A 22,938-nucleotide genomic window follows, 5' to 3' on the forward strand; every position below is an offset into this window, starting at 1 on the left:
GATCGTAAGCTGATCGCAAGGTCCCCCGGCGTCGCTATCGGTCACATCGGACCGCGGTTCCGCCAGGATTCCCAGGTGCAGAACCAGGCGTCGGCCGCGCAGGCGGTCGGCGCCTTCCCCGTACCCGCACCCGGCCACGAAAGTCGGCATAACCGCTGTGACCGCGATCCCCGCTGACCACGACCCGGCCACAGTCATCCTGATCTGCGACGACTGCGGCCGCACGTTCCAGACCGACGACCTGCCGCCGGACTGGAAATCCTTGTGGGCGCAAGCTTTTCGAGCCGGTTGGCGCGGTCGGGAGCGGCGGGTCGGGCCGCACAACTGCCTCCGCTGCGCCGACTGAACCCGACCGTCCGCGGCCGGGTGCCGATCGTGCACGTGGTCGGCCCGGCAGCGGACCGCGACGGGTCGCCCGACCGCCAGATGCAGGCGGTCCGGTGACTCTGCGCATGTCAGGCCGCAGTACGGCGATAGCGCCGAAATGGGGTAGCGGTGGGCGGCGGTCCACCACGTTCTGCTGCCGAACCTACCGTATTCGCTCTTTCGTGTTGGATTGTCGAGTGACCGGGGAACGGTTTCATCCTGGTACCTGCCCGATCCGACGAAAATACGAGTAAAACGTTCATCACCTGCCGGTGGAGGGGGATTCACCTGAACAGTGGCTAACCATTGCTCCGAATATCGCGATAGACCTCATGTCGTTCCTCGGAAGCCCTGGAGAATGAGGTCGCCATGAGTTTGCAGCGCGTGATCACCGACGAGCAGGACCTGCAGATCGCCCCCGTCTTCGCCCAGCGCGTCGACGACGACGTCATCCCGAAGGGGAGGCTCCCCGAGAAGCCGATGCCGGCGGGCGTCGCGGCGGGCATCGTGCACTCGAGGCTGTTGCTCGACGGCCGCGCGGCCCTCAACCTCGCCACGTTCTGCACGACGGCCGCCGAACCGGAGCTGGAGCGGATCTACGCGGACACCGCACCCATCAACCTCATGAACCGCGAGGAGTACCCGGCCAGTTCCGAGATCGAGCAGGAGTGCATCAACGCGCTCGCGAACCTGTGGCACGAGGACGACGGGCGGTTCATCGGCTGCTCCACCAGCGGCAGTTCGGAGGCGGCCATGCTCGCCGGGCTGGCCATGCTGCGACGCTGGCGCGAGCGGGGCGGCACCGGCAAGCCGAACATGGTGTTCGGCACCCACGTCCACGTCTGCTGGCCGAAGTTCTGCAACTTCTGGGACGTGGAAGCCCGGATGGTGCCGCTCGCGGAGAACCGCACGATTCTCGACCCGGCGCTCACCGCCGAGGCGGTCGACGAGAACACGATCGGCGTCGTCGCGGTGCTCGGCAGCACCCAGGACGGGCGCTACGACCCGGTCGCGGAGATCTCGGCCGCGCTCGACGGCGTGGCGGCGGACCGGGGCGTCGACGTGCCGCTGCACGTCGACGCGGCCAGCGGCGGGTTCGTCGCGCCGTTCCTGGACGTCGACTTCGCCTGGGACTTCGCGCTGCCCAGGGTGGTGTCGATCAACGCGTCCGGGCACAAGTTCGGCCTCGTCTACCCGGGGTCCGGGTGGTGCCTGTGGCGCGATCCCGAGTACCTGCCCGAGTCGCTCATCTTCGACTGCAACGTGCTCGGCGGCCACCACCCGACGTTCACGCTCAACTTCTCCCGACCGGCCTCCGGCGTGATCGCGCAGTACTACCAGTTCCTGCGCAACGGGCTCGCGGGCTACCAGATGATCGCGCAGCGGTGCCAGGAGGTCGCGCGGCAGGTCGCGAAGGGCGTCCAGGCCATCGGGCCGTTCGACATCATCAGCGACGGCGAGGACCTGCCGGTCGTGGCGTTCCGCCTGCGCGACCCGGAGGCCGTGGGCTTCACCGTGTACCACCTGTCCGAGGCGCTCAAGAGCGACGGCTGGCACGTGCCCGCGTACAGCCTGCCGCCGAACCTGGAGCACGTGCACGTGCTCCGCGTCGTGTGCCGGCAGGGGTTCACGCTCGACCTCGCCACGAAGTTCCTGGAGAGCCTGGCCAAGCACGCCGACCGGCTGAGCAGCCACCCGTTCCCGCTGCCCGAGGCGACCGCGATGTCGTTCGCGGACTGACGCCGTGGTCAGCATCTCGGAACTGGAGACCGACCCCTACCCGGCCTACGCGCGACTGCGCCGGGAGGAGCCGGTCACCCGGGTGCCGGAGGCGCGCCAGTGGCTGGTGACCGGTTGGCACGACGTCCACACCGTGCTGACGGACACCGAGCGGTTCACCACGGACCAGCCCGCGTCGCCGATGCACGGGCTGTGCGGTGGAGCGCCCATGCTGTTCCGGGAAGGGCAGCCGCACCAGGACGTGCGGGAGGCGTTCCAGCACGACTACGACGCCCACCGGGTGACCGACTACGTGGACACCATCGCCCGGCCGGTCGCGCACCGGGTCGCCGACGACCTGTTCCCGGCGGGCGGCGGCGACCTGGCCGCGGACTACTTCGAGCCGGTCACGGCGATCGCCGCGGCCACCCACCTCGGGGTCGGCCCCGAGGGCGTCGACACGTTGCGCCGCTGGGGGAAAGTGCTCACCGAGGTGGCGAACAACTTCGGACGCGACCCGGCGGTGGACGCCGACGCCGCCGGGGCGATGGCCGACGACACGGCGCTGACCGCTGTCGTCCGCCGGCTGCGCGACCGGCCGGACGGATCGGTGATCTCCCACCTGCTGCACGCGAACCGGCGTGGTGGCGAGGCCCGGACGGACGCCGACGTGCTGCCGGTGCTCAAGCACCTCGCGCTGAGCGTGGTCGAGCCCGGCTGGTTGGCGGGCTGGACGCTGGTGGCGTTGTGGTCGGCGCCGGACCAACTCGCCGCGGTCCGCGAGAACCGGGCGCTGCTCGGCGCGGCGGTGTACGAGGCGCTGCGGTGGAGCGGACCGGTCGGCGTGCTGGGCAGGCGCACGACGCGCGTCGTGACCCTGGGCGGGCGGGAGATCCCGGCGGACAGCACGATCGCCGCCGCCATCGCCTCGGCCAACCGGGACGAGGCGCAGTTCACCGACCCGGACCGGTTCGACCTGCACCGCGACGTCCGCACGCACCTCGGGTTCGGCGTCGGGCCGCACGGCTGCCCGGCACACCCGCTGGTCACCGCCGCGGCGCGCACCGCGTTGGACGTGCTGCTGGAGCGGATGCCGGGCGTGCGACCGGCACCCGGATGGCGCGCCGCGCCGCACGGCTGGAAGCTGCGGCTGCCCGGGTCGCTCGACGCGGTGTGGGACGTGGCAGCGAGGAGGGCGTCGTAGACGGTGACGCCGCTCGCGGAACTCGCCGCCGACTCCGCGGTCGGCCTCCGCTGAGGAGGCCTGCCTGTCCGGCGTCGGGTTTCACCAGGATGGACAGGTGACGGTGATCCGGGTGACGGGTATGTCCGGCGCTGGTGACTCGACCAGCTCACCGGCACGGTGCGGAATCAGCCGAGATTGATTCGTTCTCGTCGCGCCGCGGGTTGCCGAGGCGTTGTCGGTCCGGTTCTGGCACGGCTCGTCGGCGGTGGCTCGAAGTTGCCGCAATTCCGGTCGGAAGTGCACAGGAGGCCGGGCGGTCGCCTGGTGGGCGGCCGTCCGGCCTCCTGCGCGGCTGTCGGCGGGAGATGAGTCGCCGGTAGCCGCGTCCGGTGATCAGAGGATGTCGACGAAGATCTTGCTGATGTCGATGTCGTCGATGATGTCGGCGTTGTTGAGGGCGTCGACGACGGCCTGCTTGAAGACGAGGTTGTCCTCGATGTTCAGGTTGTTGAGGACGTCCTTGATGTTGACCTCGACGAGGTCGAGCTCGGCGTTGGTCAGGACGTCGATGTCGTTGCCACTGGCGATGTCACCGATGGTGATGACCGCGTCGGACAGGTCGACCGGCACCTGCACGACGGTGTTGATGGTGCACACGATGACGTTGGCCACGCCGGTGGGGTCGGAGTTGATGCAGGAGGCGTCCGGGGTGCCGGTGGCGGAGGCCGTTCCGGCGGTGCCGACGGCGGCCAGGGCGGCGAACGTGACGGCGGTGGCGGCGGTGGCGATGCGCTTGAACAACGCTGTCTCCCTTTTCTCGGGGGAAGGGTCGAAACTGACGAGGGCAAATCAAGCAGACCGCGAGCAGGTGGAAAAGAGGGAGATTCGCCGGGAGTGCTCGCCTGGAATAGAAGTTGCTCTGCTTGCCTGTCCGTCTTTACGCCGATCACCCGTTGAAACGAGTCGGTCCGGTACCCGAATACTTGACGTTGTGGAGTGGTATTGCGGTCAAACTCCTCCGTCGGTGTGAATTCCCCAGTCGTCCGATCATTCGGTCGTCCGGTTGTGTGCGCGGGAGTGACGACCGGGGGAGTGGTCGAGGGTGAATCACCTTGGTTTCGGCCATTCGCAGTCGTGCTCCGCCCAGGTGGCCGTGGGCGGTCAAACTGCTGCAAAGGGGTGGTGTCCCCGATACCGAACGATTCCCAGAACTTGGTGTGGTCTACGTCACTCTGGTGGAGTGGGGCACATGTTGTTCAATTGGAGGCGAATCTTGTCGTAGTGCGGTTGTGCCCGGTTTCGCGCCTGTCTTCCGGTCGCTGGGGGAGTGGGTGCAGGCGGACTCGGGACCGGGCCGGCGACCGGGTGCGGTCGTTTCCCCGCACGCCCGCACAACCTGTGTGGATGCGTGCTGTGCCGGGTAGGTGATGCTGGCGTCCGGTCCGGGCTTCGACGAAGGAGATGCGATGGGTCCGTTGGACTCCTCACGTGGCGACGACGGCGGAGCACCGTCCCCGTCGGAGGACGGGCATCACGAGTTGGTGGCCCAGCCCCACCGTGACGACGAGGAAGGGCCGGTGGCCGAGGCCGAGGCCGTGGCGGCGGAGATCAGCACGCCGCAGCAGCCGTTGGGGCGTCCCGGCAAGCCGCTCAACCGGCGGTCGCCGTTCTTCGTCGGCATGCTCGGGGCGGCCGGGGTCGCGGCCACCTACCTGCTCGCGCAGATCATCGTCACCGCGCAGGACATGCTGGTGCTGATAGGCCTGGCGTGGTTCATCGCGATCGGCCTGGAACCGGCGGTGTCCTGGCTGGTCGGCCGCGGCCTGCCGCGCTGGGCCGCGGTCACCGCGGTGTTCGTGGGCGTGCTGGGCCTGGTCGGCGGCTTCTTCGCCGCCGCGATACCGGTGATCGTCGAGCAGGCCGGCGAGTTCGCCGAGGACCTGCCCGGCCACCTGCAACGGCTGCACGACGACAGCTCCCCGCTCGGCCGGCTCAACGACCGCTTCGGCGTCGAGGACCAGCTGCGACGGCTGCTCGAAGGCCAAGCGTCGGTGGAGGGCGCGCTGGGTGCCGGCCAGGCCGTGCTCGGCGTCCTGGGTGACCTGCTCATCGTGGTGGTGCTCACCATCTACTTCCTGGCCGACCTGCCCCGCATCCGCCAGGGGCTCTACCGGATGGTGCCGCACTCGCGGCGGCCCCGGGTCATCCTGATCGGCGACGAGATCTTCGCCAAGGTCGGCGGCTACGTCCTGGGCAACCTCACCATCTCCCTGATCGCCGGCAGCCTCACCTTCCTCTGGCTGCTGGTGCTGGACGTGCCGTATGCGCTGCTGCTGGCCGTCACCGTCGCCCTGCTCGACCTCATCCCCGTCATCGGTGCCACCCTCAGCGCCGTGGTGGTGTCGTTGGTCGCGTTCACCGTGTCGCTGCCGGTCGGCCTGGCCACCATCGGGTTCTTCGTCGTCTACCAACTGCTGGAGGACTACGTCCTGGTGCCCAGGATCATCGGCCGGGCGGTCAAGGTGCCGGCCCTGGTCACCGTGGTCGCCGTGCTGCTGGGAGGCGTGCTGCTCGGCGTCATCGGCGCGCTGGTGGCCATCCCCATCGCCGCGGCGGTGCTGCTGATCCTGCGCGAGGTCACCTTTCCCCGCCTCGACAAAGCCTGAGTTGGGTTCGCAGCACGCCGTCCGCCGTCCGACCGCACTCGCGCCAACTCGGCCCACGGCACCCACGACCCGCATAAGGTGCCGGAATGGCGGAGGACGGGTTCGTCGAAGTACGCGGGGCCAACCGGGGCAACAACGTGATCCTGCACCTCTTCGCCGTGGCGTTGATGGTCACCGGACCGATCGTCTACGCGGCCAACGACGGCGGCACCGTCGGCATCGTGCTCACCGTGCTGTTGCTGCCGTTGGGCATCGCCGTGTGGCGCGGTATCGCGCGCGCCAAGCGGCGGCTGCTGCGCCTGGACGAGGTGGGTCTGCCCGCGACCGCCGTGGTCCTGACCATGGAGCCGATCAGCGAAGACGCCACGGTCCGCGTCCGGCTCCTGATCAAGGGCCCGGACGTGCCCGAGTTCGTGATCGAGCACGACGCCAGGTACGACCCCAGCCTGAAACCGGGGAACAAGCTCGTCGCGGCGGTCGACCCCGACGACCACCGCGACTTCGAACTGGACTACTAGGGAACGCCGTGACGCCCCATGAGGCGGGTGCCGTTCGGGCGATCAGGCAGATCCGTTGCCGGACCGCCTCACCGATCGTCCTCGGGCGTACGCCCCGCTTCGATTCCGGGATGCGGCACTAGCAGTACACGGCGCTGAACAGCTCGATGACAGCTTCGGCCGGCATCTTGCCCGGCAACGGGTTGTAGGACAGCACTGCCGTCCTGCCGTCGTCGCTGCGCACGGCGTAGGTGAGGTAGCCGATCAGCTCACCGCCGTGCCCCCACACCGACTGTCCGCACGGCAGGTCGTAGCGCTGCAAACCGAGGCCGTAGGCGAAGATCGAGCCGGTCTCCCTCGTGGTGCGCATCGCCGCCAGGGACTCGGGGCTGATCAGCCGGCCGCCGAGCAGCGCGTCGAGGAACCGGCCGAGGTCGCGGGTGGTGGAGATCATCTCGCCGGCGGCCCAGTCCAGTGAGGGGTTCATCAGCGTGGCGTCGACCAGGCGGCCGTCCACGGCGGTGTAGCCGCGTGCGCGGGGGAGGGGCAGCCAGGGTCGGTTGCCGGGCACGCTGGTGTGCCGGAGCCGCAGAGGCTTGATGATCCGGTCGGTCACCTCCGCGCCGTAGGGCCTTCCGGTGACCTTCTCGACGAGCAGGCCGGCGACGACGTAGTTGGTGTTGGAGTACTTCCAGCCCTCGCCGGGCTCGAAGTTCGACGGCCGGCTGAAGGCGACGTCCAGCAGTTCGCGCGGCTGGTAGGAGCGGAACCGGGCGGCGCCCCGCCACCGGTTGGTGGACCAGCCCACTTCGTGGGCGTAGTCGTAGAGCCCGCTGGAGTGGTCCAGGACCTGGCGCACGGTGATCACGTCGCCCTTCGGCACGCCCTCGACGTAGCGGGAGACCGGGTGGTCGAGGGCGACCCGGCCCTCGTCCACCAGTTGCAGCACCACCGTCGCGACGAACGCCTTGGTGACGCTGCCGATGCGGAAGTGCCCGTTCACGTGCCCCTCGCCCGCCGCGTGCGACCACGTGCCCGCGCCGTCGTGCACCCGCATCACGGCGGCCGAGGCCCAGCGGGCGGTGATCCAGGAGTCCAACTGCTCTGCGGGGGCGGCACCGCCCGCCACCAGCGTCGCCGCGAGTGCCAAGGATTTGATCATCACGAGGCCGACGCTACGGACGGCGGTCGCGGCCGAACATGAGGACCGTCGCCCGGTCCGCTGGGGAGATCCACACGTCCGAACAGCCCCCGCAGGCTGGTCCAGGTCCGGGCCATCGACGTGCACGGGTCGTCGTTCGCGGTGGTCAGACCCCTTCGCACCGGGGCACGCAGGGCGCTGCGGGCATTTGTGAGATTTTTACGCGTCCTGTGAGCCGCGTTACTTGACTCGCCGGTAACCCAGGGCTGTACTCGTTAGTAACAAAAGTTTCCACGAATCGCTCCACCGCCGCGGCGCTCCTACCGCGCCGCCCCGGTGCGGCATTCGCACCCCACCTCTCCCGTGACACCGCGGCGCGATCCAACGCGGCCATTTTCCGCTGCGCGCCGCACCGCAAGGAGTCCCCATGCGCTGGTTGAAGGCAGTCCCACTGCTCGTCGCGACCACAATCGCCGCGACCACCATGACCACGGTCCCCGCCGCACTCGCCACCACCGCCGGGCCACCGTCCGTCCGCTCGTTCTGGCTGCACCTCAACAGCAGCCCCACATCGGACGAGATGCTGCGCACCGAAGCCCAGCGGCGCAGCTACATCGTGCTCAACGCGTGGGAGGAGTCGCTCATCCCCACGTTGAAGGACGCCAACCCGGCCGTCCAGGTGTTCGTCTACAAAGACCTCAGCTCGACCCGCAGCTACGCCTGCCGCGACGGCGTGGACGACCGGCAGCTCCCCGCCGGCGTCGGCTACTGCGACGCCGACCGCAACCACCCGGAGTGGTTCCTGAAGGACGCCAACGGGAAGCGCCTCGAATACAGCGGCTACTCCGGCCACTGGCAGATGGACGTCGGCAACGCCGCGTACCAGAAGGCCTGGGCGGACAACGTCGTCTCCAGCGGCAAAGCCTCCGGCTTCGACGGTGTCTTCATGGACAACGCGCTGTTCCCGTGCGACGCCTACCACGAGGGTGTGTGCCCGGCGAAGTACCGCACCGACGCGGCCTTCCAGGACGCCTACAAGTCGATGCTGGCCAACACCCGCGGCTCGTTCACCTCGGCGGGTCTGAAGACCGTCGCCAACCTGTCCAACGCCCGCCTGCACGACGGCGCGTGGGACGCCTACACCGAGCACCTCGACGGCGGCTTCGACGAGTGGTGGCTCACCTTCGACGACACCAACCTGCTGTCGGAGTACCCGGAGGGGTGGAGCCGGCAGGTCGCCGAGATCGCCACCAACGAGGCACGCGGCAAGCTCGCCTGGGTGCAGCCCCACTTCAACCAAGGAGCCGACCAGCCGTTCCGCTACGCCCTGGCCGGCTACCTGATGGGCACCGGGAAGACGGCGGCGATCGCGGAACTCGCCGACACCGACCGCTACGACAACGCCTCGCCGTGGCACCCGGAGTACGACTGGAAGCTCGGCGCGCCCTCCGGTGCCTACCGGTCGGTCGGCACCAACGTGTTCCGCCGCGACTTCGCCTGCGGCACCGTGGTGGTCAACGCCAACCGCACCGGTTCTTCCGCGGTGACGGTGAAGCTGGGTGGCACTTATGCCGACGCCAAGGGCTCGTCCGTCACGTCGGTCTCGCTGCCGGGCACGTCCGGCGCGATCCTGCGGAAGTCCTGCTGACCCGACTTGGAGCAGTTCTGGGGACGGTTGGCTGCCGGGCGATGCCCGGCAGCCAACCGTCCTTTTTGAAGCTCCGGGCCAGGACCCGTGGGGCACGTCAACCCCCGAGATTTGGGGATACCCGGAGAGTCGTGCCCAGGTCACAGTCGACACGTGCCGCTCAGGAACGGCACAGCCACGACGAAGGCGGTACGACCGCTCCACGCCGCAGGGTTGCGGACAAGCGCTTGGACACCGCAGGCGCCTGTCGTCATAGCAGATCACGCGGTGGCGCGGTGGTGTACCGGCAGTGGCTGACCCGACAAACGCTGGTCTCCAGGTGGGGGCCGGCGACACAAGGGGAGATCCGCAAGATGTTCGTGAGACGAATCATCGCACTGGTGGCCATGTTCGCGGCCACACTGCTGGCGGGCGCGACGATCACCACAGGATCCGCAGCGGCTGACGGCTTCACGTTGGCCGGGCCGTCCGGCGCGGAGCCGGCGGCACAGGGGACGCTGTACTACAACATCAAACCGGCCCACACGTTCAAGTGCCTGGACATCGAGGGGGTTTCGCAGGCGACCGGCGCCCCGGCACAGCAGTGGGACTGCCTCGGCTTCGCCCAGCTCAACCAGCAGTTCACGCTTCGGGACGCGGGAGGCGGCGCGGTCTACATCGTCGCCCAGCACAGCGGGAAGTGCCTCGACGTCAGCGGGGCGTCCCAGGCCGACGGTGCCGACGTGTGGCAGTGGGACTGCATCGCCGGTCAACCGAACCAGCGGTGGTCCATCGACTACGCGGGCAACGGCCTCTACACCATCAAAGCGTTGCACAGCAACAAGTGCCTTGACATCCGAGGCGTCGGCACGGCCAACGGGGCCAAGGCCCAGCAGTGGACCTGCCTGGGCAACAACCAGCTCAACCAGCGGTGGGTCCTCGTGACCACCTGACCTCGGCACAGCAAGGCCCGAACGACGAGTTCCGCAGGGCAGGCGCACGGTGCGCCTGCCCTGCGGCCGTCCTTCACCTCGCCTGCTCCACTCCACTCCTCCTTGACTTCGACGCCCTGATCGCGGCCGAGGTGCAAACCGCGCACAACCCTTGAGCGGACTACGCGCCGGGCACGATGGAGACGCCGTACTTGGCCTTCACCCTGCTGTACTTCTCCGCGTACCCGGCCTGGTCGACGCCGAAGTCCCGGCCGATGACGTGCCCGCGGATGGCCACGCTGCCGTCGGCGAACCTGCTGTAGAACGGGGCACCGGAGTCGCCGCCGTCGTTCAGCGTCCCGCCCTTGAACTTGGCGACCGGCTGCTTGCACCCGGAGCTGGAGCAGAACTGCGCGTCGAGGTCGACCACGCCGTGACCGCACTGCTCACCGGTCGTCCGACCGCTGTGGCAGTAGGTCCACACGTTCTCCAGCGGGTCGGAGGCCGTCGCCACAGCGCGACTGGTGGTGCTGTTGGTGCCGCCGGAGTAGATGCGGCCGGTGTAGGTCTTGCCGCCGATGAGGGCGATGTCGTGACCGGTCGCCAGGCCCTGCTTGAGCACCCAGCCCACGTGCTCGGGGACGTTCTGGGCGAAGGCGGGTGCCTGCTCCACCCACACCGACTGGTTGACGACGTGGTAGCAGTGGGCGACGGTGACCATGTACCGCTTCGCTGCACCGTCCTGCACCACGTACCCGGACGAGCACGGAACCTCGCCGGGGAACTTGAGTCCCGCGCCGCCCCAGAAGGGCGCGGTGTCGTACTTGCGGCTGGTGTCGGTCACGCCGTTCCCGATGACGTTCACGTGCTCGGCGTCGGCGCCGACCAGTCCGGAGACGACGTCGCGGGGCGCGTCGGTCACCAGGACGACCTTGCCGAGGGTCGGATCGGACGAGGTCGCGAAGGTGTAGCGGGTGCCGTTGGCGTCCACGAACGCTTGGACTCTGGCCTGGATCGACTTCTTCGCCGCGGTGACCTCGGGTGCGACCTCGAACACCGGTGCCGACGCGGCTTCCTCGGCCAGGACACGCTCGTAGTACTCGCTCTCGTAGGCCAGGCCGGGCAGCTCGTCCTTGGCCGGCTCGGTGCTGCTCCGGGCTGGTGTGACGGCCACGGCGAGCAAAGCTGCGGCGGCCAGGGTGGTGCGGACGAACGGGATGCGCACGACAACGTCTCCTCTGCGCTGGGGGTCTGTCGACCACGCGGCGACGCGCCGCGGTCGGTGTCGCGAGGAGGAGCCGACGGCCCGGGTCCTAATACCGGACATCACTCGAACGGGTGATTCAGCCGGTTCGTCGGTGATCCCGGCCGAACCCGCGGCGCTGTCCGCACGCCGGCCGCGTCGCCGTGTCCGACCGACCGGTCGGAATGCACCCGGGCGGTGCCGGCCCCGGACCGGCGGGTGGTGGTGACGTCGAGGGATCGGCGGCCATGTGCGCGGAGTTCACGCGATGAATCGCTCTCGTCTCGTTAGTCGACCTCGATCCCGGGTAGGCCGAAAGGAGTACCGAGGCAGAGCGTGCAGAAGGGACCACGAGACTTCATGACTGACGTCGCGAGCAAGGGGCCGGAGCCGGGCGACGACCGCCCGGTCCTCACCAACCGGCAGGGGCACCCGGTCTACGACAACCAGAACCAGCGGACGGTGGGACCGCGCGGACCGGCCACGCTGGAGAACTACCAGTTCCTGGAGAAGATCAGCCACTTCGACCGGGAGCGCATCCCGGAGCGGGTGGTGCACGCGCGGGGTGCGGTGGCGTTCGGGTACTTCGAGAGCTACGGGAGGTGGGGCGACGAGCCGATCTCGACCTACACGCGGGCGAAGCTGTTCCAGGAGGCCGGCAAGCGGACCGACCTGGCGGTGCGGTTCTCCACCGTGATCGGCGGGCGGGACTCGTCGGAGTGCGCCCGCGACCCGCGCGGCTTCGCGGTGAAGTTCTACACCGAGGACGGCAACTGGGACCTGGTCGGCAACAACCTGGCCGTGTTCTTCATCCGGGACGCCATCAAGTTCCCGGACGTCATCCACGCGCTCAAGCCCGACCCCGTGACGTTCCGGCAGGAGCCGAACCGCATCTTCGACTTCATGTCGCAGACGCCGGAGTCGATGCACATGCTGGTCAACCTCTTCAGCCCGCGCGGCATCCCGGCGGACTACCGGCACATGCAGGGCTTCGGCGTGAACACCTACAAGTGGGTCAACGCCGAGGGTGCCACGCACCTGGTCAAGTTCCACTGGATGCCCAAGGTCGGCGTGAAGAGCCTGACCGAGGCCGATGCCGCCGTGATCCAGGCCACCGAGCTGGGGCACGCCACGAAGGACCTGTACGAGTCGATCGAGCGCGGCGACCACCCCGAGTGGGAGCTGCTGGTGCAGGTCATGACCGACGAGGAGCACGCGGAACTGGACTTCGACCCGCTGGACGACACGAAGGTGTGGCCGGAGAACGAGTTCCCCGCCAAGCCGGTCGGCCGCATGGTGCTGGACCGCAACGTGCGCAACTTCTTCGCCGAGAACGAGCAGATCGCGTTCGGCACCGGCGTGCTGGTCGACGGCCTGGACTTCTCCGACGACAAGATGCTCGTGGGCCGCACGTTCTCCTACAGCGACACCCAGCGCTACCGGGTCGGCCCGAACTACCTCCAGCTCCCGGTCAACCAGCCGAAGAACGCGCAGGTGCGCACCAACCAGCGTGACGGGCAGATGACCTACCACGTGGACGGGGAGGGCGAGAACCCGCACGTCAACTACGAACCGTCGATCACCGGCGGGTTGCGGGAGGCCGAGTACCCGACGCACGACGTCCAGGGGCCGGTGATCGAGGGACAGGTGACGCGCAAGCGCATCCCGCGCACCAACGACTACAAGCAGGCCGGGCAGCGCTACCTGCTCATGGAGCAGTGGGAACGCGACGACCTCGTGCAGAACTTCGTGACGCTGCTGACGCAGTGCGACCGGCCGATCCAGGAGCGCATGGTCTGGCACTTCCTCCTCGTGGAGGACGACCTCGGCCTGCGGGTCGGCGAGGGGCTCGGCGTCAAGCCCCAGGACGTGGCCCACCTCCGGCCGTTGGCGAGCCAGGACTTGACGGAGGAGGACCGCGAGCGCCTGGAGAACCTCGGTGCGAACGGGCCCCGGGACGTCTCCGGTCTGCAGATGACGCACTGCGTGCCCGATGAGCGGGTCCGACTCGCCTGAGGGCGCGAAGGTCGAGCACCACCGGCCGTACCGGGTGGCACGGGTAGCCACCCGGTACGGCCGCCGCGCGGACGGCCGTCGGCAAGGGGCGAGCCCGGCCGATCGGTGGATCGGCCGGGCTCGTCGGTGCGGCCGGCTCAGGCGTGGTCGAACCGGTCGAGCTCCATGACCTTGCTCCACGCCGCGACGAAGTCGGTCACGAACTTCTCGCGGGCGTCCTGGCTGGCGTAGACCTCCGCGACGGCCCGCAGCTGGGAGTTGGAGCCGAAGATGAGGTCGACCGCGGTGGCGGTCCACTTCACCTCGTCGGTGGCCGCGTCGCGGATCTCGTACACGTGCTCCTCGGACTCCGACGCCTTCCACCGGGTGCCCGGCGAGAGCAGGTTGGCGAAGAAGTCGTTGGTGAGCACGCCGGGCCGGTCGGTGAGGACACCGTGCCGGGTGCCGCCGAAGTTGGTCCCGAGGGAGCGCAGGCCGCCGACGAGGACGGTCATCTCCGGCGCCGTCAGGTCGAGCATGTAGGCGCGGTCGACGAGCAGCACCTCCGGCTGGAGCTTCTCGCCGGAACGCAGGTAGTTGCGGAACCCGTCGGCGCGCGGCTCCAGGACCCGGAACGACTCGACGTCGGTCTGCTCCTGGTCGGCGTCGGTGCGGCCCGGTCGGAACGGCACGGTCACCTCGAAGCCGGCGTCGCGCGCCGCCTTCTCGACGGCGGCCGAGCCGGCCAGCACGATCAGGTCGGCGAGCGAGACCTGCGCGCCACCGGCGTCGTTGAACTCCCGCTGGATGCCTTCGAGGGCCTCCAGGACCGTCGCGAGCTGCTCGGGCTGGTTGACCTCCCAGCTGCGCTGGGGTTCGAGGCGGATCCGGGCGCCGTTGGCGCCGCCGCGCTTGTCGGTGGCCCGGAAGCTCGCCGCGGAGGCCCAGGCGGTGGTGACCAGCTGGGCGGTGGTGAGGCCGGATTCGAGGACCTTCGCCTTGAGGGCGGCGATGTCGGTCTCGCCCACGAGCTCGTGGGTGACGGCCGGCACCGGGTCCTGCCACAGCTGGGGCTCGGGCACCCACGGTCCCAGGAAGCGGCTGACCGGGCCCATGTCGCGGTGCAGCAGCTTGTACCAGGCCTTGGCGAAGGCCAGGGCGAACTCGTCGGGGTTCTCCAGGAAGCGGCGCGAGATCTTCTCGTACGTCGGGTCGACGCGCAGCGCCAGGTCCGTCGTGAGCATGGTCGGCTTGTGCTTCCTGGACGGGTCGTGGGCGTCCGGGATGATCGCCTCGGCGTCCTTGGCGACCCACTGCTTGGCGCCGCCGGGGCTCCTGGTGAGCTCCCACTCGTGGCCGAAGAGGATCTCGAAGAAGCGGTTGCTCCACTGCGTCGGCCGGTCGCTCCACGTCACCTCGAGACCGCTGGTGATCGTGTCGGCGCCCTTGCCGCTGCCGTAGGTGCTCAGCCAGCCCAGGCCCTGGTTCTCCAGCCCGGCGGCCTCCGGCTCCGGACCCACGTGGCCGTCGGCGACGCCGGCGCCGTGGGTCTTGCCGAAGGTGTGGCCGCCGGCGATGAGGGCCACGGTCTCCTCGTCGTTCATCGCCATCCGGCCGAAGGTCTCCCGGATGAAGTGCGCCGCCGCGGCCGGGTCCGCGTTGCCGCGCGGGCCTTCGGGGTTGACGTAGATGAGACCCATCTCGGTGGCGCCGACCTCGGGCGCCATCTCCGCCTCGCTGACGTAGCGCTCGTCACCGAGCCAGGCGTCCTCCGGGCCCCAGAAGATCTCCTCCGGCTCCCAGACGTCCTCGCGACCGAAGCCGAAGCCGAAGGTCTTGAAGCCCATCGACTCCAGGGCGACGTTGCCGGCGAGCACGAGCAGGTCGGCCCACGAGACCTTCTGGCCGTACTTCTGCTTGACCGGCCACAGCAGCCGGCGCGCCTTGTCCAGGTTGGCGTTGTCGGGCCAGCTGTTGAGCGGGGCGAACCGCTGACCGCCGTCGCCCGCACCGCCGCGGCCGTCGTGGATGCGGTAGGTGCCCGCGGCGTGCCAGCTCATCCGGATCATCAGGCCGCCGTAGTGGCCGAAGTCGGCCGGCCACCAGTCCTGCGAGGTGGTGAGCACCTCGGCGATGTCCCGCTTGAGGGCCTCGACGTCGAGCTTGGCGAACTCCTCGGCGTAGCTGAAGCCCTCTCCCAGCGGGTTGCCCTTCGGCGAGTGGGCGTGCAGCACCGAGAGGTCGAGCTGGTTGGGCCACCAGTCCCGGTTCGTGCGCGGGCGGCCGCCCGTCTTGGGGGTCGGCGAGTCGATCGCCGGGTTCTCGCTCTCGCTGCCGTGCGCGGTCACCGAGTCGTGCGCGACCGGGCAGCCCTCCGCGGCCTTCTGGTCCACGCCCTGCGCGCTGGAGGGGGGCGTTGTCCTGGGGTCGCTCATCTACTTCCTTCCGACTGGTGGATCGTTGGCGGTGCTTTCGGCCGAGCAGTCGGGGCAGGTGCCCCAAAAGACGACCTCCGCCTCGTCGACCACGTAGCCGTCGTCGTTCGAGGCGGTGAGACAGGGGCTGTGGCCGACTGCGCAGTCGACGTCCGCGATCGCGCCGCAGGAGCGGCACACGACGTGGTGGTGGTTGTCCCCGACCCGGGACTCGTAGCGGGCGTTCGCGCCGGCAGGCTGGATGCGCCGCACCAGACCGGCGTCGGTCAACGCCTTCAGCACGTCGTAAACCGCCTGGTGGGACACCGTCGGGTGATCGACCCGCACCAGTTCGATCACCGTCTCGGTGTCGACGTGGGGGTGGTCGTGCAGCGCGGCGAGCACCGCCAACCGGGGCCGGGTCACGCGCAACGAGACCGCCCGCAGCTGCGCCTCGAAGTCGGACGTCACGGGAGGACCTTAATGCGCTTGTCTGGAACGAATCAAGTTTACTTTCGTCACATCGCCGTCCCGGACGCCCGTGTCGCGCCGTTCGGACTCGCGTAGCCGGTGCCTGACCTGGCGGTACGAGAGCGGCGTCCGGCAGGAGCCGCACGAGCACCCGCCCGCCGCAACCCGTCACCTCCCGTTTCTCGACTGTCCATTATGGACTTGCAATCGGGGCGTCGACCCCTGCCGGTTGAGACTCCCCGACGCGACCCGGGAACCCGCGGTCATGAGGGTGCTCGGCGGTGGTCTGGTCCACTCTGAGTCGTTTTCCGGTCAGTACAAGTCACCTGGAAGGCTCATTGCACGGCGCAGCCGCTGTGTTTGAATGACCACGAGGGCCGACGGGTGGGGATCTGCGGCCCGTGTGACCGAGGGGTGTTCGGGGGGGATCCACGAACATCCGCCAGGCGTACCCGCACCGACCGACGACCCCACGGGTCGAGCGGTGAAGTGAACGCGCCTGGAAACAACGGCGCGGGGGGATGCGTGAGCAAGGGGAAAGCACGTCTGTTCTGGTCTGCCACTTCACTGGCGGCACTGGTGTCCGCCGGACTGGCACCGTTGCCGGCCGCGGGTGCCGCGGGCCAGCCGGGAGCCAGGATCGCCGCACCGCCGTCACCGCGGTGCACACAGGTCGCGGCCTCGCCGCTGGCGGCCGACTCGTCCGCCCAGGCGCCGGAGAGCAGAGCGATCCGCGCCGAGCAGGCCGCCGCCGCGTACTCCGCCCCGGACACCCCGCGGCGGATGATCCCCGGCGACGAGCACCAGGTGCGGGTGACCGTCACCAACACGACGACGCAGCCGCTGGTGGCGGGCCGGCACGTGTTGTCCTACCGCTGGACGCTGCCCAACGGCAGCGACGCCACGGCCGGGAACCGGCTGGACACCGCCCTTCCCGCGAACCTGGCGCCCGGCGCCAACGTGGCGCTGGACGCGCGGGTGAAAGCGCCGACCCTCGCCGACATCGGCAACGAGCGCGAGCAGTTCGCCCTGCACTGGGACGTCTACGACAACAGCACCCGCAAGTGGCTGTCCGAGACGGCCGGCGTGCCCGCGCTGGACCTCGACGTGCGCGTCGAGAAGCCGACCTCCGACCAGCTCGGCCTGGAGCACTTCTACTCCTACGCCGGGGTGCCCACCGGCGCGGGCGGGAACCTGTCGGTCAACCAGTTCTCCGGCAACGCCGTGTGGAACTACGACGTGCTGACCAACCCCAGCCGCGGGCTGGCCGGGTTCGTCCGGCTGTCCTACAACTCCTCCGACACCTCGGACGCCTACGCCGGGTACGGCTGGTCGGTCACGGCGTCGACGCTCAACCGCCTGGGCACCCCGCTGGAGTTCGGCGGTCTGCTGCCGGGGCTGCTCGGTTGGCCGACCTCGGTGACCCTCGTCGACGGTGACGGCACCGGCCACGAGTTCGAGCTGAACAAGCACGACAGCGGCGACAGCGCGAAGTGGACCTACGACTCGCCCGCCGGCGTGCACCTCTACCTGCGGTACCTGCCCGGCGGCTCGGCCGACCGGCGGTGGGTGTTCACCACACCGGAGCGGACGCAGTTCTTCTTCGACGCGCAGGGCTACCACACGGCCACGGTGGACAAGAGCGGCAACACCATGTCGTTCACCTACGAGCGGGCGCTGCTGGGCAACCGCAACACCGGTGTGCTCAAGCACGTCACCGACGCCACGGGGCGGCGCGTGCTGTCGCTGGACTACTACCAGCGCGGCGACGCCTTCTCCTACATCGTGGGCGGCCGGAAGCTGACCGGCACGAACCTGGACAACCTGTTCATCGTCAACAAGCTCAAGTCGGTCACCGACGTGTCCGGTCGGGTGGTGGCGCTCACCTACACCGACAAGGGGCACCTGGGCGAGGTGGTCGACGGCCTGGGCAACCCGGACGCGAAGCCGTTCACGTTCTTCTACGACGAGTCCAACGCCAAGCTGCTGTCCACGGTGGACCCGAACGGCGGCACCACGCGGGTGGACTACTTCACCGACTCCGGTGACGCGCTGCGCAAGTGGAACGTCCGCACGGTCACCGACCGGCGCGGCTCGGCGTCCGGTCTGGACTACGCCGACCCGGACGGCGACCGCGGCTCGAAGGTCGACTCCACGCTGGTCGACGGCAACGGGCACACCACCCGCACCCTGATCGACGGCTACGGCCGGACCGAGCGACTGGTCAACGCCCGCAACGAGACCACGCAGCTGCACTGGGACGCCGACAACAACGTCGTCCGGCTGGTGGAGAACAACGGCGCCACCCAGACCTGGACCTACGACCAGAAGACCGGCTTCCCGCTGGAGATCCGGGACGCCGAGGCCAACCGGACCGGCGGGCAGGCGACCCGCCTGGGCTACCGCACCGAGCTGGACGGGTACGTCGCCGACCTGGTCGAGAAGGTCACGCCCGAGGGCCGGAAGTGGACCTTCGTCTACGACGACAAGGGCAACCTGGTCGCCGTCACCGACCCGAAGGGCACCGCGACCCCGGACCAGAACGACTACACGTCGCGGTACTCCTACGACGGTTTCGGCCACCTGGTCAAGCAGACCGACGCCAACGGCAACACCACCACGTACAGCGACTACGACGCCAACGGCTACCCGAGGCTGATCACCGACGCGCTCAACTGCACCACGGCCTACCGCTACGACGACGTCGGCAACGTCACCTCGGTCACCGACCAGCGCGGCAAGACCAGCACCTACACCTACGACATCTTCAAGCGCCCGCTGGACACCAAGGTCCCGAAGGACCAGGCGGCCGGCGTCCACATCGTCACGCCCGGCCCGCGCTACGACCGCAACGACAACGTGGTGACCAGCACCGCGGCCAACGGCGCGGTGACGCGCATGGTCTACGACGAGATGGACCAGCAGGTCGGCGTCTACGCGCCCAAGGACGACGCCGGGGGACCGGAGAAGCTCACCACGTTCGCCTACGACGCGGTCGGCAACCTGATCCGGCAGACCGAGCCCAAGGGCGTGCTGACCACGCAGGACCCGGACGACTTCGCCTACCGGTTCACCTACGACGAGATCGACCAGCTCGTGCGGTCCGAAGACGGCCACGGCAACGTGATCACCGTCGAGTACGACGGCGTCGGCAACGTCGTCGAGGAGGTCGACGCCCGCAAGAACAAGACGCCCGACCCGGACGACTACACCACCCGCTACACCTTCGACGCCAACCACCAGGTGACCGGGACGGTCGACGCCGACGGCCACTCGACCAGGACGCGGTACGACCTGGACGGCAACGTGGTGGCGAGCACCGACGAGCAGGGCCGCGAAACCCTGATCACGCTGGACGAGCGCGGGATGCAGACCGAGGTCCGCTCGCCGCACAGCGACGAGGGCGGCAGGATCCGGTACTTCACCACCCGGTACGAGTACGACCAGGTGGGCAACCTGACCCGCACGGTCAACCCGCGCGGCGTGGACACCCCGGACAAGCCGAACGACTTCGTCGCCGAGACCGTCTACGACGAGCTGAACCGGGTGCGCGAGGAGATCCTGCCCTACGACCCGGACGACGCGGAGCACAAGACGCCGGTCAGCACCATCCGCACCTACAACGAGGCGGGCGACCCGGTCGAGATCAGCGCACCGCCCTCGCACGGCGAGTCGGTTCGCAACGTCACCAGGCAGACGTACTTCGACAACGGCTGGCTGCGCACCTCCACCGACCCGTGGGACATCAAGACCGCCTACGACTACACCGCCACCGGACAGCAGGCCAACCGCACGGTGACCAGCGCCGGCGGTGGCGCCCAGCGGGTGGAGACCTGGGAGTACTTCCCGGACGGCAAGCTGAGGAAGCGCTCCGACGAGGGCGTCCCGGTCGGCCGCAGCGTGGTCGTGGTCGACGACTCGGACCGCACCCGTACCCAGGCCAAGGGCGACTGGCGCGACGAGAAGTCCGCGAAGGGCTTCCAGGGCGCCGAGTACCGCGCCACCGACGCCGACGACGCCACCTTCGACTGGAAGGCCGCCGTCCCCACCGACGGCACCTACGAGGTGTTGGTGCGCCAGCCCGGGGCGGCGGCCACCGACGCCACCTACACCGTCGAGCACAACGGCGGCAAGAGCACCGCGCACGTGGACCAGACCAGGCGAGCCGGTGAGTGGACCAGCCTGGGCAAGTACGCCATGTCGGCGGGCCAGGTCCGCACCATCACGCTGTCCGGCAAGGCGGACGGCACCGTGGCCGCCGACGCGGTGCAGCTGGTGCGGGACAACAGCGCGGACGCCGACGACGAGAAGAAGGTCTTCGAGCACCGGTACGACGCGAACGACAACCTGGTCGAGCTGACCGACTCCACGCCGAACACCCCGATCGACGCCTACCGGATCGCCTACAACGGCGTGAACATGGCCGAGAAGGTCGAGGAGCTCAAGGCCGGCGCGGTCAAGCACACCACCGACTACCGCTACGACGAGAACGACAACCTGACGTTCGCGAAGTTCGACGGCAAGTCCTCGCTCTACGAGTACAACGCCCGCGACCTGGTCACCAAGGTCACCAACAAGAAGGACGACGGCGACCAGGGCAAGGTCAACTCCTTCACCTACACCGAGCGCGGCCACATCGCCCGGCACGTCAAGAGCAACGGCAACACCGTCGACTACACCTACTACCACGACGGGCTGCTGCGCCGGCAGCTGGAGAAGAAGAAGGACAGCGACCAGGTCGTCGTCGAGCACAACCTGGAGTACGACTCCAACTCCAACAAGGTCCGCGACGACGGCAGGAAGCAGAACGCCGACAACCACGGCGCGACCATCAACGCCGACGCGAACTACACCTACGACCCGCGCGACCGGGTGCGCAAGGTGACGAAGAAGGGCGGCGAGGGGGAGCGCACCGAGGAGTACAAGCACGACGACAACGGCAACGTGTGGGACCAGCGCATCGACGGCGCCCACACCGCGTTCGACTACGACCGCAACCGCCTGGTCTCGTCCACCACGAACGGGCAGCGCGCGGACTACGACTACGACGCTTTCGGCCGGCTGCACCAGGTGCGGCAGGGCGGCAAGCAGCTGGAGAAGTACACCTACGACGGGTTCGACCGCAAGGTCGAGCACGTCAAGGACCAGGGCACCGGGCCGAAGACGACCAAGTACACCTACGACCCGCTGGACCGGCAGCAGACCAAGGTCGAGGGCGACAAGACCACCGCGTTCCACTACCTCGGGCTGTCCGACCAGGTGCTGGCCGAGGACGAGAACGGCAAGCTGCGCAAGTCCTACCAGTACTCCAACGACGGGGAGCTGCTCGCCCAGGTCAAGTACGGCGACGGCGGCAAGGAAGAGGACTCGGTCTACGGGTTCAACCCGCACTCCGACGTCGAGCAGGTCACCGACGACAAGGGCGACACCAAGTCCACCTACGGCTACACCGCCTACGGCAAGGACGACGAGAAGGAGTTCTCCGGCGCGGACAAGCCCGACCAGGCCAACCCGGACAAGCCGGAGGAGAACTCCTACCGGTTCAACACCGCCCGGCACGACAAGAGCACCGGCACCTACGACATGGGGTTCCGGGACTACTCGCCGGGCCTGAACCGGTTCCTGACCCTGGACCTGTACAACGGGGCGCTGTCGGACCTGGGCCTGACCACCGACCCGTGGACCAACAACCGGTACGCCTTCGGCGCGGGCAACCCGCTGTCGCAGGTGGAGATCGACGGCCACGGGTGGCTGGACGACGCGGCCGACTGGGTCAAGGACAACGCCAAGGACCTCGGCCACGCCGCGCTCGACGTGGCGGGCCTGGTCCCCGGCGTCGGCGAGGCCGCCGACCTGGCGAACGCGGCCTGGTACGCCGCGGAGGGCGACCACGCGAACGCGGCGCTGTCGGCCGCCGCCGCGGTGCCCTTCGCCGGGTGGGGCGCGACCGCGGTCAAGGCGGGCAAGTACGCGGTCAAGGGCGCCGAGGCGGCCCAGGGCGGGGCGAAGGCCTCCGGTGCCGGGCAGAGCGCGGCGAAGACCGCGAGCAAGGCGGCGGACGCCGGTTCCAACGGCGCGAAGGCGGCCCCGTCCCCGAAACCGGCTCCCAAGGCGGGCAGTGCGAGCGGCGGCAAGCCGTCCGGCGGGGGCGGTGGCAAGGCCGGCGGTACGGCGTCGAGCGGCAAGAAGGCCTCCGGCGCGGGTTCGGGCGGCGGCAAGGCCGCGAACGGCGGCGGCACCAGCGCCACGAAGACCGCTGACGGCGGCGGTGGCGCGGCGAGCCGCAGCGGTGGCGGCGGCTCCGGCGGCGGCAAGGGCGGGGGACCGTCGGGCGCCTCCGGCGGCGGCGACGGCAAGGTCCGGGTGTTCCACTACACCGACAAGAAGAGCTTCGGCGGCATCACGTCGGGCAAGGACCTGACCTTCAAGTCGTCGAGCCCCAAGAAGGGCAACCCGCACGGCGTCTACGTCACCACCAGGTCGCCGGGCGAGGTCGACCTGGGTAAGATCGGCATGGTCAACTCGAAGGCGACGCACGTCATCGACTTCATGGTGGACCAGCACAAGATCCGGCCGCTGCGCGGTGGGCGCGGCTCCTACGTCCAGTACAGCCCGACCGACCTGACCGTCCCCAGATCAGATGTCCGCTACGCCGGACCCCGGGCCGGATGGAGTCCGTGA

At 69.2% G+C, this 22,938-nt stretch carries 13 protein-coding genes; 8 read left to right on the plus strand and 5 right to left on the minus strand.

Going from position 1 to position 22,938, the window contains the following annotated elements:
• Nucleotides 1-735: 735 nt before the first annotated feature.
• On the plus strand, nucleotides 736-2,106 hold the full coding sequence (gene gad, locus FHS29_RS30845) for a glutamate decarboxylase (protein WP_184696765.1): 1,371 nt from the start codon (nucleotides 736-738) through the stop codon (nucleotides 2,104-2,106).
• A 4-nt stretch (nucleotides 2,107-2,110) separates the two neighbouring features.
• Nucleotides 2,111-3,289, plus strand: a complete 1,179-nt coding sequence (locus tag FHS29_RS38340; protein ID WP_184696767.1) for a cytochrome P450 — start codon at nucleotides 2,111-2,113, stop codon at nucleotides 3,287-3,289.
• Between the two features lie 375 nt (nucleotides 3,290-3,664).
• Here the strand turns inward: FHS29_RS38340 and FHS29_RS30855 are convergent, their stop codons facing one another.
• Nucleotides 3,665-4,072 carry a hypothetical protein gene (locus FHS29_RS30855; protein WP_184696769.1) on the minus strand — a complete coding sequence of 136 codons (408 nt, stop codon included), beginning with the start codon at nucleotides 4,070-4,072 and terminating at the stop codon, nucleotides 3,665-3,667.
• Nucleotides 4,073-4,737: 665 nt separating this feature from the next.
• Here FHS29_RS30855 and FHS29_RS30860 point away from each other — a divergent pair.
• Together FHS29_RS30860 and FHS29_RS30865 are read left to right on the plus strand one after the other, a co-directional pair.
• Nucleotides 4,738-5,937 carry an AI-2E family transporter gene (locus FHS29_RS30860; RefSeq protein ID WP_184696771.1) on the plus strand — a complete coding sequence of 400 codons (1,200 nt, stop codon included), beginning with the start codon at nucleotides 4,738-4,740 and terminating at the stop codon, nucleotides 5,935-5,937.
• A gap of 86 nt (nucleotides 5,938-6,023) precedes the next feature.
• On the plus strand, nucleotides 6,024-6,455 hold the full coding sequence (locus FHS29_RS30865) for a hypothetical protein (RefSeq protein ID WP_184696774.1): 432 nt from the start codon (nucleotides 6,024-6,026) through the stop codon (nucleotides 6,453-6,455).
• Between the two features lie 118 nt (nucleotides 6,456-6,573).
• Here the strand turns inward: FHS29_RS30865 and FHS29_RS30870 are convergent, their stop codons facing one another.
• A complete protein-coding gene (locus FHS29_RS30870) occupies nucleotides 6,574-7,596 on the minus strand; it encodes a serine hydrolase domain-containing protein (protein WP_184697157.1) in 1,023 nt (340 codons plus the stop codon).
• Nucleotides 7,597-8,002: 406 nt separating this feature from the next.
• Between FHS29_RS30870 and FHS29_RS30875 the strand changes: the two genes are divergently transcribed.
• Together FHS29_RS30875 and FHS29_RS30880 are read left to right on the plus strand one after the other, a co-directional pair.
• Nucleotides 8,003-9,223 carry a putative glycoside hydrolase family 15 protein gene (locus tag FHS29_RS30875; RefSeq protein ID WP_184696776.1) on the plus strand — a complete coding sequence of 407 codons (1,221 nt, stop codon included), beginning with the start codon at nucleotides 8,003-8,005 and terminating at the stop codon, nucleotides 9,221-9,223.
• A gap of 353 nt (nucleotides 9,224-9,576) precedes the next feature.
• A complete protein-coding gene (locus tag FHS29_RS30880) occupies nucleotides 9,577-10,155 on the plus strand; it encodes an RICIN domain-containing protein (RefSeq protein WP_184696778.1) in 579 nt (192 codons plus the stop codon).
• 160 nt (nucleotides 10,156-10,315) lie between these two features.
• Here the strand turns inward: FHS29_RS30880 and FHS29_RS30885 are convergent, their stop codons facing one another.
• A complete protein-coding gene (locus FHS29_RS30885) occupies nucleotides 10,316-11,359 on the minus strand; it encodes a chymotrypsin family serine protease (protein WP_184696780.1) in 1,044 nt (347 codons plus the stop codon).
• A gap of 378 nt (nucleotides 11,360-11,737) precedes the next feature.
• On the opposite strand from FHS29_RS30885, the gene FHS29_RS30890 reads away from it, so the two are divergent.
• Nucleotides 11,738-13,393: a catalase gene (locus tag FHS29_RS30890; protein WP_184696782.1), complete on the plus strand. Its 1,656-nt coding sequence runs from the start codon at nucleotides 11,738-11,740 to the stop codon at nucleotides 13,391-13,393.
• Between the two features lie 137 nt (nucleotides 13,394-13,530).
• Here FHS29_RS30890 and katG read toward each other — a convergent pair whose 3' ends face one another.
• Together katG and FHS29_RS30900 are read right to left on the minus strand one after the other, a co-directional pair.
• A complete protein-coding gene (katG, locus tag FHS29_RS30895) occupies nucleotides 13,531-15,807 on the minus strand; it encodes a catalase/peroxidase HPI (protein ID WP_184696784.1) in 2,277 nt (758 codons plus the stop codon).
• Nucleotides 15,808-16,257, minus strand: coding sequence for a Fur family transcriptional regulator (locus tag FHS29_RS30900; RefSeq protein WP_184696786.1), 450 nt, complete (start codon nucleotides 16,255-16,257; stop codon nucleotides 15,808-15,810).
• A gap of 525 nt (nucleotides 16,258-16,782) precedes the next feature.
• On the opposite strand from FHS29_RS30900, the gene FHS29_RS30905 reads away from it, so the two are divergent.
• Nucleotides 16,783-22,938: a golvesin C-terminal-like domain-containing protein gene (locus FHS29_RS30905; RefSeq protein ID WP_184696788.1), complete on the plus strand. Its 6,156-nt coding sequence runs from the start codon at nucleotides 16,783-16,785 to the stop codon at nucleotides 22,936-22,938.

Source organism: Saccharothrix tamanrassetensis, from assembly GCF_014203665.1.
Classification (GTDB): Bacteria; Actinomycetota; Actinomycetes; order Mycobacteriales; family Pseudonocardiaceae; genus Actinosynnema; species Actinosynnema tamanrassetense.